The organism is Crossiella sp. S99.2, assembly GCF_023094165.1.
Taxonomy (GTDB): domain Bacteria; phylum Actinomycetota; class Actinomycetes; order Mycobacteriales; family Pseudonocardiaceae; genus Crossiella.
In genome coordinates, this window is the sequence record NZ_JALMDK010000012.1 from 49012 (window position 1) to 62916 (window position 13905).

The following is a 13905-nucleotide window of genomic DNA, read 5'->3' on the forward strand; positions in this document are numbered from 1 at the left end:
CGACCGCTATCGTGCGGAATCCGCTCCCCGTCCCCGCTGGCGCCGCCGGTGTTCTCCCCTCGATCCGGCTGAGCCGCCGCGGTCCCATGGCCCGTACGGGAAGGGGAGCGGACCGCCTGCCGTCGCCCGCCGTCCCGGCCCCGGCCGGGGGTGGGCGACGGTCTCGCGGACAACGATGTTTCCCGGTCACGCACCACAGTGGACCGCACATGGCAGGATCGGCATGGCCGAGCAGGTGCGGGGAGGAGGCGCGAGATGTCGACAGACGCGGTCACCTCGCCCGACGCGGCCGCCCCTGACCGGATGCGCGAGCTGATCAGGGAAGGCGCGCTGAGCGAGGCCATCGCCCTGGCCGACGCGGTGATCGCGCGTGCCGAGGAGCCCGCGATCGTCGGCCGGTCCCTGCTGATGAAGCTCGGCTGCCTGATGATGGACGGCCACCGCCTGGAGGCCGTGTCAGTGGCCGACCAGGCCTTCGACGTGGTGCTGGCCAGCGGCGACCCGGCGCTGATGGGCGAGTTGTACGCGCTGGCCGCCTATGTCGCGCTCACCGAGGGCTCGGTGGACCGCTGCGTGCGGCACCTGGTTCGCGGCTCGCGCACGATGGAGCTGGTGACCAGGGCGGACCTGATCGCCGCGGACGCCTGGGCCGATCTGGCCATCACCTACTCCATCGCCGGTTTCCACAACCAGGCGATGCTGGCCTCGGTGCGCGCCCGCAACACCGCCGCCGCGGCCGGGCTGCCGCCGGAGGAGTACCTGACCCCGGAGATCCCGCTGCGCTGCGCGGTGTCGCTGGACCACCGCGGCGACGAGCAGGGCGCCAGGGACATGCTGCGCGCCGCGGTCGCGCTGGCCCGGCAGTGCACGCCCGGCGGCGAGCTGCGCCCGGCCGACTACCCCTTCTACCGCTACGCCAGCGCCCGGCTGCGCGCGCTGGGCGAACCGGTCGAGCTGGCCCTGACCGAGGTGTCCCTGGAAGGCCACGAGGCCGCCGACCTGGGCGCGCTGGCCCAGGTGTGCGACGCGATCTCGGCCGGTCGCCCGCTGGACGCGCTGGCCCAGCTGGACTCGATGACGCTGGTCGCCAACACCCTCGGCCCGGCCGAGTTGTTCCGGCTGCGCGCGCTGGCCTACGCCGCCGCGGGCGATCACCGGGCGGCGCACACCGCCGACCGGCAGGCGTTCCGGCTGGCGGGCGAGCACCCGTCCCGGCTGGTCGACCGGTTCATCGAGGGCGTCGGCGCCCGGCTGGACCACGAGGACCTGCGCCGCGCGGTCGGCCGCTACGCCGCCGAGGCGCTCACCGACCCGCTCACCGGCCTGCCCAACCGGCGGCACCTGGAGCAGCGGCTGGCGATGATCGCCGAGCAGCGCGGTACCGCGGCCATCGGCGTGATCGACCTGGACGGGTTCAAGACGGTCAACACCGTGCACGGCCACCTCTCCGGCGACCTGGTGCTGGAACGGGTCGCGGCCATTCTGTCCCGCACCGTGCGCCGCGGTGACTTCGTGGCCCGCTACGGCGGGGACGAGTTCGTCGCGCTGCTGCCGGAGACCAGCGTGGTCGAGGCGGTGGAGATAGGGGGCAGGCTGGCCGCGGCGGTGGACGAGGAGGACTGGGAGGCGCTGGTCGCGGGCACCCCCATCTCGGTGACCATCGGCTGGGCGGACCTGGCGCATCCCGCGGACCTGCCCACCGCGCTGGCCGAGGCCGACCGCGCCATGCTGGAACTCAAGGGCGCCCGCCGCTAGCCGGCGCTGATGCCAGCCGGCACCGGGAGTCCGCCGACGCCAGGGAGTCCACCGTGCCCGGACCGACCAGCCACGCCGAGCACACCGCCGAGATCCGCGCGGTCAGCCGGGCCGGTCGCGAGGTGCTGGCGGCCTTCGAGCGGGTGGACCGGGGCTGGTTCGTGCCGCGCCGGATGTGGTGCTCGCCGCGCGGCAGGCTGCCCCAGCCGGTGGACCTGCTGACCGATCCGGAGCTGTGGCGGCGCTGCGTGTACGGCGACACCGTGGTGGTGACCCAGTTCGACGACGGCGCGACCCACTGGCCCGAGGTCGGCCGGGTGGCCACCAGCAGTGCCTCCCAGCCACGGCTGGTGGTGGACATGCTGGAGCGGCTGCGCCTGCGGCCGGGCACGGCGGTGCTGGAGATCGGCGCGGGCACCGGCTACAACGCGGCGCTGCTGGCCGAACTGGCCGGCGCGGAGCGGGTGACCACGGTGGAACTGGACCCCGCGCTGGCCGAGATCGCCGCCGCCAACCTGGCCCGCACCGGCCACCCGGTGCACCTGGTCCGCGGCGACGGCACCCTGGGCTGCCCGGACCGCGCGCCGTTCGACCGGGTGGTGGCCACCGTGGCCGCGGTCGGCGACGGCCTGCCGTATGCCTGGGTCGAGCAGACCCGGCCCGGCGGGCTGATCCTCACGCCCTGGGGCAACGCCTATGACAACGGGGTGCTGCTGGAACTGACCGTCCGGCCGGACGGCACCGCGGCCGGCCCGGTGGTCGGCGGGGTGGCCTTCATGCAGTTGCGCGGCCAGCGGGTGTTCACCGGCCACGCGGCGGACTTCGCCGAACTGGCCGACGCAGGCGACCCCCGGCACAGCGCGGTGCCGCCGGGCGAGGTGGCCTTCGGCGAGGGCGTGTTCGGCATCGGCCTGCGCATGCCGGAGGTGTGCTGCGAGGTCAGCTACACCGGCGAACGGGACTACGAGGTGCTGCTCTACGACGCGGGCAGCACCTCGGCGGCGGTGGCGGATGTGCGGGACGGCGTGGTCGAGGTCCGCGAGTCCGGGCCCCGGGCGCTGTGGGCGGAGGTCGAGGCTGCACACGGCTGGTGGGTCGGACAGGGGCGGCCAGGACTGCACCGCTTCGGCGTCACGGTGACCCCCGAGGGGCAGCACGTGTGGCTGGACCGCGCGTCCAACACGCTGTAGCCGCTGTCCCGGCTCAGTACCCTCCGGCCATGCGCTGGTTGCCGATCGTGCTGGTGTGCGTGTTCGCGGGCGGGTGCGGCGCGTTCGGGACCCCGCCCCGACCGAGCACCGTGCCGCCGCCGACGAGGACCGTGGGCACCCCGCTGCCGGTGGAGATCACCGGTCCGCAGCCGGAGGTCCGCGGCTACGGCACCGACCACGAGACCGAACCGCCGCTCGCCCCCAGCGCTTCGCTGCTGGACCGGATGCTCGGGAATATTCGCCTCAGCACTCTGCGCTCGGCGGGCGCCCCCGGCACCATCACCGCCTCCTGCGAGGGCGATGTCATCCGCACCGAGCCGGGGGCCGTGACCCGCTGCACCGGCACGTACAACGGCGTCGCGGTGCCCTGGACGATCCGCGCCAACGCCCGCTCCGGCGGCCTGACCGAGTTCGTGTCGCTGCCGGAGCGGACCCTGCTGACCAACAAGGTCATCTACCAGGAGTTCTTCCAGCGCAACCAGCCCAGCGAGAACCTGCGCTGCCAGGCGATTCCCGAGGTCGTGCTCGTGCACAAGCCGATCCCGGGCTCGACCACGGAGATCGACACCGGGTTCCGCTGCCAGGTCCTCTACAGCGGTCAGGACGCGCGCGTGTGGACCGAGCAGCGGCTGTTCATGAACAGCATGGGCATGGTCTGGAAACCCTGAGCCGAACGAGGCCGGCCGCCTCAGCGCGCGTACTGGGCCTGATCGGTCTGCATCCGTCGCAACAGCACCTGCTCGATCAGCGAGACCAGCACGCCCTTGACCGAGGACCGCTGCCGCGCGTCGCAGCTGACGATCGGCACGGTCTCGTCGATACCGAGGGCCTCCCGCACCTCGTCCATGGCGAAGCGCTGCGCGCCTTCGAACTCGTTGACCGCGAGCAGGAACGGGACGTCCTTCTCCTCGAAGTAGTCCACCGCCGGGTAGCAGTCCTCGATGCGTTCGGTGTCGGCCAGGATCACCCCGCCCAGCGCGCCCTCCACCAGGTCGTCCCACAGGAAGGAGAAGCGTTCCTGGCCAGGGGTGCCGAACAGGTAGAGCACCAGGCTGCGGTCCAGCGAGATGCGGCCGAAGTCGAAGGCGACGGTGGTGGTGGTCTTGTCCGGCCTGCCGGTGGAGTCGTCGACGCCGACCGACACCTCGGTCATGGCCGCCTCGGTCACCAGGGGTTCGATCTCGGAGATCGCGCCGATGAACGTCGTCTTGCCGACACCGAAGCCGCCACTGACGATGATCTTCACCGCGGACGGGATGGCGGTGGAGGACAACCCGTCGTGGTCAGAGTGCCCTGACAAGGTCACGGATCCTTTCGATGACGTGGACCGGCAGGTCGGCGCGTTCCTTCAAGGACAGCAGGCCGCCGGTGACGAGGTCGGCGATGAGCACCTGGGCCACCCCGACCGGCACGGTGAGCAGTGCGGCGATCTCGGCGACCGAGCGCGGAGTCTGGCACAGCTCGATGATCCGCCGCCGCTCGAAGGCCAGTGGCGCGGACAGCGCCGCGGGCGCCGCGCCCACCATGGTGTCCACCCGCAGCCCGTCGTGCAGCGGCCGGGTGCGACCGCCGGTGACGATGAACGGCCGGACGAAGGTGTCCTCCACGGCCGAGTCCGCCCGCACCGGCGGGGGCTGGTTCTGCGGCTGGTCACCGTGGATCGGATCGAACCAGGACCGCGGCTGGGCGGCCGGGATCATCCGTGGATCGGGCAGGCGGGGCGCGTCGCTCATTCCGGCAGGAACCTCCGCAACTCCGAGATCAGCATCGGGGTGAGCATGCCGCCCGCCCGTTCGGCCAGCACCGCGATCTCGTAGCCGATCAGGCCGACATCGCAGTTCGCCTCGGCCAGCACCCCGACACAGCTGCCGTCGGCGATGGCCGAGACCAGCAGGAAGCCCCGCTCCATCTCGATCATGATGAGCTTGAGCCCGTCGAAGTCGTAGCTCCGCGACGCGCTGCGGGCCAGGCTGGTCAGCCCGGACACCAGTGCGGCCAGCCGGTCCGCGGAGTTGCGGTCCAGGCCGTTGGACATCGCGATCAGCAGACCGTCGGAGGACACGCACACCGCGTCGCGCACACCGTCGGTGTCGCGGACGAAGTTGACGAGCAGCCAGTTGAACGTATTCCCGTTCGGGTGCAGTTCAACGGTCACCGGGGGTCCTCCTCGGAGGGTCGGGGGTGGGCCGGGGACGTGCGCGCCCCCGGCTCGGCGGACAGCTCCGCCTCGAACAGACCGCGCTGCCCGCGCCGGTGCCCGTTGCGGAAGGAGGACAGCATCGAGCGCACGTCGTCCGGGTCACGTGTGTCCACCGGCGGCCGGTCCTCGGCGGGGCGGGGGCGGCTCGCCGGTTCGGGGCGAGCGGGTGCGCGGTTCTTGGGGACGCGCTTGAGCAGGCCGTTCTTGGTGCGTGCGCCCGGGGTGGCTTCGGGGCGCGCGGGGGCTCCGGTGGGCGCGGTGGCGCTTGCCGGGGCTGGGGCCTCGGCGGGTCCTGGTGCCGTGGGTCCGGGTGCCGCGGGCGGCGGTGTCGTGCGTGGCGGCGTCGCGTCCGCGACGGGCGGCTGCGGAGCCGGTGTCGCGGCGGTACGTCCGAAGGTCGCGGGGGATTCGGACAGGCCGGTGGCGGGAGTCGCTCCGGTCGGCGCCGGTGCGGCACGGTGCGGCGCGGGTGCCGCACCGGCCTGCCGCGCGGCGGCCGGGGGCGGGCCCGACACCGGTGCCGTGGACTGCCGCGACTGCTGCGCTGGCACGTTCGCCCGGCTCCCCGCGGCGACGGCAGGCTGGCTCGCCTGCGCCTGTGGTTCGGCGGACGGTGGCTGTTTCGTCGAGGGATCCGCGATCAGCGTGCCCGGCAAGGTGATCCGGGCCGTGATGCCGGTCGCCGGCGACTCCGCCAGCTCCACCGTCGCGGACAACCGCTGCGCCAGCCGGCCCACCACGTAGTGCCCGAGGAACCGGGTCGGCGCCACCAGGAAGTTCTCCTCGCCGCGCAACCGGGCGTTCGCCCTGGCCAGCGCGTCAGCCGGCATGCCGACCCCGTGGTCGATGATCGCCAGCAGGTACTGCGAGCCGACCCGCCGCCCGTAGATCTCGACCTCCAGGTCCGGCGGTGAGAAGGACAGTCCGTTCTCGATCAGCTCGGCCAGCAGGTGCGCCACCTCGGTCACCACCGAGCCGGTGAGGTGCACGTCGTCCATCCGCCGCAGCACCACCCGGCGGTAGTCCTCCACCTCCGACAGCGCGGCGCGGATGACATCGGTGATCGGCAGCGGCGCGGCCCAGCGCCGCGGGTTGGACTCGCCGACCAGCACCAGCAGGCTCTCCGCGTTGCGGCGCATCCGGGTGGCCAGGTGGTCCAGCTCGAACAGGTTGGCCAGCGTGGTCGGGTTCAGCTCCTCCTGCTCGAACTCGCTGATGAAGCCGAGCTGGCGGCGTACCAGGTTCTGGTTGCGGCGGCCCAGGTTGGCCAGCGACTCGCTGGTGTTGCGGCGCAGCACGGCCTGCTCGGAGGCCAGCGAGAACGCGGTGTTCTGCACCCGGTCCAGGGCCGCGGCCACCGAGCGGATCTCGGTGCTGGACCGGTCCGGGGTGCGCACCGGCGGCGGAGGTTCGGCGTGCTCGCCGCCGCCCTCGCCGGTGACCGCCTGCACCCGGTCCACCGCCTCGGGCAGCCGGTGCCGGGCCATGTCGTCGGCCTCGGTCACCAGTCCGGCCAGCGGGCCGATGATCGACCGGGTGGCGCCGATGACCAGTGCCACCTCGACCGCGATGGCCAGCGCGGCCAGCGCCAGGTACCCCAGCAACTGCCAGGTCGCGTTGTTCTGCAGACCGGCCGCCACACCGCGGATGTCATCACCCACGGCCTGCTGCACGGCCCGCATGTCGTCGACCAGCCTGGTCATCGTGTTCCACCAGGCCTGTGCGTCCACCTTGCTGGGCAACGCCCCCGCCGACCCGCTGATCGCGACGCCCTCGTAGCCCGCGGCCTCGGTGGCCGGACCGGAGCGCATCGCTTCATCCAGCTTGCTGCGCTGGTCCTGGGTCGCGGCGCGGCCGAAGGCGGACAACGCGTTCTGCTTGCTCGCCCGGATCTCGCTGAAGTGCACGTACTCCTGCTGCTGGCGGAACTTGTTCGCGGCGAAGACACCGTTGAGGAATCCGCGTTCCTGCGCGGTGGCCTCCTTGGCCTCGCCCAGCGCGGTCAGCGCCAGCACCCCGCGCCGGATCACCGGGTCGGCCGACTCGCTCAGGCCCAGCTCGGTGTGCGTGAGGGTGGTGATGTTGTCGGTGTAGTAGTTGAAGGTGGTGTCCCGCTCGGCCCGGCCGCCGTCCACCGTGCCGCGCACCTGCGCCACCCCGGCCAGCCTGCTCAGCGCGGCGCGCAGTTCGCCCGCGCCGCTCAGCGCGGCGTCGGAGTTGAGCCGGTTCAACCGGTTGAGCACCTCGTCGGTGCGCCCGCGCTGGGTGTCGACCTGGGACCGGTAGCGGGTGTCGCCGCCGAGCAGACCGTTGGTCATGCCGCGTTCGCGCTGGAGTTCGTGGATGAGGTCCTGCACGCCGAGCGCGAGCGAGACGGACTCGGCGGTCTGGGTCGCCTGCCGCTGCCGCTGCACCACGTCCAGCACGATGATCACCAGCAGGGCCAGCACGATCGCCAGGGACACGGTGAGGATGCGGGCCAGCTTGGCCCGGATCGAGCGCGGCCGGACCAGCGAGGTGGCCAGCGTCGCGAACCGGGACTGTTCTGTCTGCGTCTGCTCGTCCTGCGGTGCGGTGATCGAGCGATGACGAGCGCCCACCAAACCTCCGGTCCATGGAATTCGACAGGCCGTTTCGCTCGAGCCATTCGCGTGCGGGCCGCCTGCACGTTCTCAGTTCCAGTGAACCGCGACAATACGACAACCGGGTGAACTTCCGATGTTGTCACCAAGCGTGACGGAAAACTACTGACTCGCTGGTCAGTGGCGCGGCATAAGTCGCTTCTATGCGGTTTGACCTGCCGCTATGGTCGCCTGAAAACCCATCCTACGGGTGTTACGTGATGCCCGTCCTGGTTATACAGTGATTTCTTTAGGGTAACGGAGTTCGATTTGCCCACTTGATGGGCATCTTTGTGGGTCGACACGTCTTTCTGCTATGAAACTCACCGGTTCGATTGCGCCTGGGGGATCGTCGGAATTCCCCGCGCCCCGCGCTCGTGGCCTGGAGGGGACAGCGATGAGTCCGCGGCAGGTGGTCGTCGTCGGCTACGGCATGGCCGGGGCCCGGCTCGCCGAACTCATCCGCCGCCGCGAACCCGACCCGGCCCGGATCGCGCTGACCGTGATCGGCGCCGAACCCGAACCCGCCTACAACCGGGTGCTGCTGTCCGGTGTGCTCGCCGGCCAACTGCCGCCCGTGGCGGTTCAACTGCACGAACCCGACTGGGCGGACCAGTCGGGCGTCGACCTGCGGCGCGCGGTCAGCGTCACCGCCGTGGACCGCGACAGCCGGATGCTCACCCTCTCCGACGGCGACCGGCTGCACTACGACGCCCTCATCCTGGCCACCGGCGCCCGCCCCTGGCTGCCGCCGACCCCGGGTCTGTGCGCCGCGGACGGCGCTCCGGCCCCCGGGGTTCGCGTGTTCCGCACCCTCGCCGACTGCGCTCAAATCCTTGAAGTGGCCCGCCCCGGCGCCCCCGTGGCCATCCTCGGCGGCGGCCTGCTCGGCCTGGAGGCCGCCCGTGGCCTGGCCGGCCGGGGAAGCCTGGTCACGGTGGTGCACCCGGTCGGCCACCTGATGGAACGCCAGCTGGACGCGACCGCGGGCGCCATCCTGGCCGAGGTGCTGGCCGAACTCGGCATCGAGTTCCGCCTGGGCGTCACCGCCACCGGCTACCGCCCCGGCGACGGCCTGGCCCTCTCCGACGGCAGCCAGGTCCCCGCCGACCTGGTCGTGGTCGCCGCCGGCGCCACCCCGGACACCACCCTGGCCGAGGCCGCGGGCCTGACCGTGGACCGCGGCGTCCGGGTCGACGACGCCCTGCGCACCAGCGACCCGCGCATCCACGCCCTGGGCGACTGCGCCAGCCACCCGGGCGCCCAGGGCGGTTTCGTGCAGTCGGCCTGGGAACAGGCCGAGATCCTGGCCGACCTGCTCACCGGCGCCGACCCGGCGGCCCGCTACCACGGCACCCCCGCGGTGACCCGCCTGAAGATCCGCGACGTCGACCTGGCCACCCTGGGCGAGGCCCACCTCGACCGCACCGACCCAGGAGTCGAGATCCTCCGCCTGGAGGACTCCACCCGAGGCCGCTACGCCAAGCTCGTCCTCCGCGGCGACCAGATCGCCGGCGCCATCATGCTCGGCGCCCCGGACGCCGCCGCCCGCATCACCCAGCTCTACGACCGCGGCGCCCCAGCCCCCACCGACCGTCTGGCCCTGTTGCTGGGCCGCGCCCTGCCCACCGGCGCCGAGCCCGCCGGCAACCCGGCCGACCTGCCGGACGCCGCGATCATCTGCCGCTGCAACACCGTCACCAAGGCCACGCTGACCCAGGCTTGGCACAACGGCGCCCACCAACCCGCCGACCTGGCCCGCGTCACCCGCGCCACCACCGGCTGCGGCAGCTGCCGGGAAACAGTCAAGGCCCTGGCCGCCAGGCTGGCCGAATCAGCGGCCACCGCGGCCCAGCCCGCCACCAGGGCCCAGACCCCGACCATGAAGCCCGCCGCACCCACGCCTGCGGCGCTCGCGCCCGTGCCCGCCGTGCCACCGCTGCCCGCGTCTGTGCCCGTCACGCCATCGGCTGCCACGTCCGGAGCCGCCGTGCCCATGGCTGACACGCCACCGTCCGCCGCGCCCGCAGCCGCCACGCCACCGCCCGCCACATCTGGGCCCGCCGCGTCACCGCCGACCACGCCCGTCCCGCCGACCGCCGTGCCGGAGCAGCCGGTCAGGCCGCAGCCCACGGTCGTGCCAGCCCAGGGCGCCGCGCCTCTCGGCGCTGCCCCGGCCACCACGGCCGCGCCCAACGGGACCGCGGCGCGTGCCGGCGTCACCGCGTCCGCCGAGACCACCACATCGGGGACATCTGCCGCACCCACGGCTGTCCCCGAGCCCGGAGCCGTTGCCGCCCAACGGTCCTGACCCCATGAGAGACAAGGCGGTTCCTTCGAACATGAGCGCGCAGACCACAGTTCGCCGCGGCCGGTGGATCGAGCACTGGGAGCCGGAGAACCCGGAGTTCTGGGCGAGCACCGGTCGCCGGGTGGCCAACCGGAACCTGGTGTTCTCGATCCTGGCCGAGCACCTGGGTTTCTCGGTGTGGCTGTTGTGGAGCACGGTGACCGTGTTCCTGCCGGCAGCGGGGTTCGCCTTCTCCGTCGACCAGCTTTTCTGGCTGGTCGCGCTACCCAATCTGATCGGCTCCGTGCTGCGCCTGCCCTACACGTTCGCGGTCGCCACCTTCGGCGGTCGGATGTGGACGGTCATCAGCGCGGCCCTGCTGCTGGTGCCCACCGGGATGCTCGCGTGGTGTGTCTCCGATCCGTCGACGCCCTACTGGATGTTCGTGCTCGCGGCCTGCACCGCCGGTCTCGGCGGCGGTAACTTCGCTTCGTCGATGGCCAACATCTCCTTCTTCTTCCCGGACTCGCGCAAGGGATTCGCGCTCGGTCTCAACGCCGCGGGTGGCAACATCGGCGTGGCCGTGGTGCAGCTCGCGGTGCCGTTGGTGATCTCGGCGGGCTCCGGGGTGCACCTGGCCTACGCCGGGCTGATGTGGATGCCGTTCGTGATCATCGCCGGCGTGTGCGCGCTGTTCTTCATGGACTCGCTCACCGAGGCGCGCTCGGACTTCCGGTCCTACGCCGCCTCCACGCGTAATCGGCACACCTGGGTGATGTCCTTCCTCTACATCGGCACTTTCGGTTCCTTCATCGGCTACTCGGCCGCGTTGCCGCTGCTGATCAACTCGACCTTCCCCGAGGCCAAGGCGGGCTACTTCGCCTTCCTCGGTGCCCTGGTCGGCTCGCTGTCCCGGCCGATCGGCGGCTGGCTCGCCGACCGGATAGGTGGCGGGCGGGTCACGTTGTGGACCTTCCTCGCCATGGGCGCCGGAGTGCTCGGGGTGGTGCTCGGCCTCGCTCAACACAACTTCTGGCTGTTCCTCGGCTCCTTCCTCTGGCTGTTCATCACCACCGGGGTCGGCAACGGCTCGACCTACCGCATGATCCCGGCGATCTTCAGTGCCCAGTTCGACGATCCGGCCACCGCGCGGCGGCAGGCGGCCGCGGTGATCGGCATCGCCGGCGCGGTCGGCGCCCTGGGCGGCTTCCTCATCACGCGCGCCTTCGCGATGTCGGTGACCGCCTACGGCTCCCTGGTGCCGGCGTTCCTGCTGTTCCTGGCGTTCTACGGCGTCTGCCTGGCGGTGACCTGGTGGTACTACCTGCGCCGCCGGGTGTTCGTCCGGGTGCCCAGCCTGGCCCACGCCGGGATCTGAGCGCCAGCCCGTAGCCAGGACCTGTGCGTCCCTGAGACTCCCCGTCCCAGGGACTGCCAGTCCCAGGGACGGGGAGTCTCCCCCTCAGGACCGGCGCGCTGTTTCAGGATCGGCATACTGTCGGACCTTCTGTCTAGACTCCGCGAGGATGGCTCGAACGCTCGTTCGAGGCCATGGATCGGAGCTGGTGAGGAGGTGCCGGGTGGGCCGCAGCGGTGACCTGCCGCGTGGGCTGGTCGACCGGTACCGGGCGCGCGACGGCGCCTGGCCGGACGACACCGGCTGTCCGATCCTGCACGTGGACATGGACGCCTTCTACGCCTCGGCGGAGATCAGGGAACGACCCGAGCTGAAGGACCTGCCGGTCGTGGTCGGCGGCACCGGCAACCGCGGTGTGGTGTCCTCGGCCAACTACCTGGCCCGCACCTTCGGCATCCGCTCGGCGATGCCGACCAATCGAGCCAGGGCGCTGTGCCCGAAGGCCGTGTTCATCCCACCCGATTTCTCGCTGTACACGGCGGTCTCGGCCGGGGTGATGGCGATCTTCCGCGACTTCACCCCGCTGGTGGAGCCGCTGAGCCTGGACGAGGCGTTCCTCGACGTCCGCGGCGCGCTGCGCAGGCTGCGGATGACGCCGGGGCGGATCGGCCAGGAGATCAGGGCCAGGGTCGAGGCCGAACACGGCATGACCTGCTCGGTCGGCGTCGGCTCGACCAAGTTCGTGGCCAAGCTCGCCTCCGGCCTGTGCAAACCCGACGGCATGCTGGTCGTGCCCAAGACCGAGGTGCTGCCGTTCCTGCGCCCGCTGCCGGTGGGCGCGCTGTGGGGCGTGGGCAAGCGCACCGAGGAACGCCTGGTCGACCGCGGTCTGCACACCGTGGCCGAGCTGGCCGAACTGCCGCTGCCCCGGCTGCGGCGCATCGTCGGCAACGCCCAGGCGGAGCACCTGCACAGCCTGGCCAACGGGCACGATCCGCGGACCGTGGTGCCCGAGACGCCGGAGAAGTCGATCGGCGCCGAGGAGACCTTCGAGACCGACCACCACGACCGCGCCGTGCTGCGCCGCGAGCTGCTGCGGCTGTCCGAGCGCACCGCGGGCTCACTGCGTGGCCGCGGACTGCGCGGGCGGACCGTGTCGATCAAGGTGCGGTTCGCCGACTTCAGCACGATCACCCGCTCCCGCACGCTGCCGCTGCCCACCGACGTCACCCAGGAGATCTACCGGCTGGCCTGCCAGTTGCTGGACGAGCAGACCCCGCCCGGCCCGGTCCGGCTGATCGGGGTGCGGGTGGAACAGCTCGACGACCACGGCGGCGCGGGCGATCAGCTGACCTTCGACGAACCGGAACGCGGCTGGCGGGAGGCGGACCAGGCCGCCGACGCCGCGCGGGCCAAGTTCGGCGGCGCGGCCATCAAACCGGCCTCGCTGCTCGGCGCCGCGCCCCAGCGGGCCGATGTGACCAGGCCCCGGATGGCCCGCGACTGAGCCGTGCGCCGGACTAGGAACCGGCGGCGCGGACCACCGCCACCGGCACGTGCGCGTAGTGCACGACCGCGTGGCTGACCGAGCCGAGCAGCAGGCGCCGGAACGCGCCGCGGCCGTGGCTGCCCACCACGATGAGCGCCGCGTCCTGGCCGCGTTCCAGCAGGGCGTCGGCCGGCTTCTCGGTGGTCACGACCGCCTCGACCTCGATGTCCGGGCGTTCCCGCCGGAGCGGCTGCAGCCAGCCGGCGAGCAGTTCCTGGCCTTCCCGCTGCATGACCTGCGGGTCGAAGTCCCACACCCGGACCGGGCCGAAGGCATCCAGCGGCAGATCGCTCCAGGCGTGCACGGCCACGATCCGGCGGTGATGCCGGGCGGCGAAGTCGAAGGCGAACTCCAGGGCCGCCGCGCTGGTCGCCGAACCGTCCACACCGACGATCACCGGGCCACGCTCGGGGTCGGCTGAGGCGCGCAACACGATCACCGGGCAGCTCACCCCGCGAACCACACTGGAGGCGATCGAGCCGAGCCGGATGCCGGTGGTGGCCGAGCGCCCGGCCGCGCCGAGCACCAGCAGCGCGGCCTCGCGGCTGTGCTCGACCAGCACGTCCAATGGGTCGCCGGGCACGAAGTCGCCGTGCACGTCCAGGTCCGGGTGGGCGGTGCGACAGCGCTGGACCAGCTCCGCCAAGGACTGTTCGGCCCAGTCCCGCACCGAGTCCTGCTCGATCGCGCCCTCCGGCAAGGCGGCCACCCCGTAGCCAGGGGCGGTCACCTCGTGCGCCCACACCAGCCGCAGCGGCAGTGCCCGCAGCCGCGCCTCGGTCGCCGCCCACTCGGCCGCGGCCACCGCTGAGGGCGAGCCGTCGACCCCCGCGATCACCCGTGCGCCAAGTTCCACCGTCATATCTCCGGCTACCCCATCCGGACAAGGGCAAACAGCACCGCCGACAAAGCCACCTGCCAG

Annotated in this window: 10 protein-coding genes and 1 pseudogene; 6 read left to right on the forward strand and 5 right to left on the reverse strand. The window is 72.3% G+C overall.

The window, feature by feature from the left end; all coding sequences use genetic code 11:
• The first annotated feature begins 255 nt into the window (after positions 1 to 255).
• The 3 genes from MZC64_RS35635 to MZC64_RS35645 are packed head-to-tail and all read left to right on the forward strand — an operon-like array spanning position 256 to position 3634.
• Complete coding sequence (locus MZC64_RS35635; RefSeq protein ID WP_247760387.1) at positions 256 to 1755, forward strand: diguanylate cyclase; 1500 nt, start codon at positions 256 to 258, stop codon at positions 1753 to 1755.
• A 53-nt stretch (positions 1756 to 1808) separates the two neighbouring features.
• Positions 1809 to 2945, forward strand: a complete 1137-nt coding sequence (locus MZC64_RS35640) for a methyltransferase domain-containing protein (RefSeq protein ID WP_247760386.1) — start codon at positions 1809 to 1811, stop codon at positions 2943 to 2945.
• A 29-nt stretch (positions 2946 to 2974) separates the two neighbouring features.
• A complete protein-coding gene (locus MZC64_RS35645; RefSeq protein WP_247760385.1) occupies positions 2975 to 3634 on the forward strand; it encodes a hypothetical protein in 660 nt (219 codons plus the stop codon).
• 20 nt (positions 3635 to 3654) lie between these two features.
• Here MZC64_RS35645 and MZC64_RS35650 read toward each other — a convergent pair whose 3' ends face one another.
• The 4 genes from MZC64_RS35650 to MZC64_RS35665 are packed head-to-tail and all read right to left on the reverse strand — an operon-like array spanning position 3655 to position 7766.
• Positions 3655 to 4203: an ATP/GTP-binding protein gene (locus tag MZC64_RS35650; RefSeq protein WP_374205830.1), complete on the reverse strand. Its 549-nt coding sequence runs from the start codon at positions 4201 to 4203 to the stop codon at positions 3655 to 3657.
• Positions 4204 to 4249: 46 nt separating this feature from the next.
• Complete coding sequence (locus tag MZC64_RS35655; protein ID WP_247760384.1) at positions 4250 to 4699, reverse strand: DUF742 domain-containing protein; 450 nt, start codon at positions 4697 to 4699, stop codon at positions 4250 to 4252.
• The gene (locus MZC64_RS35660; protein ID WP_185008738.1) at positions 4696 to 5121 is read right to left on the reverse strand and encodes a roadblock/LC7 domain-containing protein; all 426 of its coding nucleotides are present in this window, start codon (positions 5119 to 5121) and stop codon (positions 4696 to 4698) included. The genes MZC64_RS35655 and MZC64_RS35660 overlap by 4 nt, the downstream gene beginning before the upstream one ends.
• Complete coding sequence (locus tag MZC64_RS35665) at positions 5118 to 7766, reverse strand: nitrate- and nitrite sensing domain-containing protein (RefSeq protein ID WP_247760383.1); 2649 nt, start codon at positions 7764 to 7766, stop codon at positions 5118 to 5120. The genes MZC64_RS35660 and MZC64_RS35665 overlap by 4 nt, the downstream gene beginning before the upstream one ends.
• 418 nt (positions 7767 to 8184) lie before the next feature.
• Between MZC64_RS35665 and MZC64_RS35670 the strand changes: the two are divergent.
• From MZC64_RS35670 to MZC64_RS35680, 3 genes and pseudogenes are all read left to right on the forward strand, one after another.
• Positions 8185 to 9618 (forward strand): annotated as a pseudogene (locus MZC64_RS35670) (FAD-dependent oxidoreductase); the annotation flags it as partial.
• 511 nt (positions 9619 to 10129) lie between these two features.
• Entirely contained in the window at positions 10130 to 11455 is a 1326-nt protein-coding gene (locus MZC64_RS35675) for an MFS transporter (RefSeq protein WP_247760382.1), read from the forward strand.
• A 202-nt stretch (positions 11456 to 11657) separates the two neighbouring features.
• Positions 11658 to 12941 (forward strand): DNA polymerase IV, encoded by a 1284-nt coding sequence (locus MZC64_RS35680; RefSeq protein WP_247760381.1) that lies wholly within the window; start codon positions 11658 to 11660, stop codon positions 12939 to 12941.
• Positions 12942 to 12954: 13 nt separating this feature from the next.
• On the opposite strand, the gene MZC64_RS35685 is transcribed toward MZC64_RS35680, so the two are convergent.
• Complete coding sequence (locus tag MZC64_RS35685) at positions 12955 to 13845, reverse strand: universal stress protein (protein WP_247760380.1); 891 nt, start codon at positions 13843 to 13845, stop codon at positions 12955 to 12957.
• Positions 13846 to 13905: the final 60 nt, after the last annotated feature.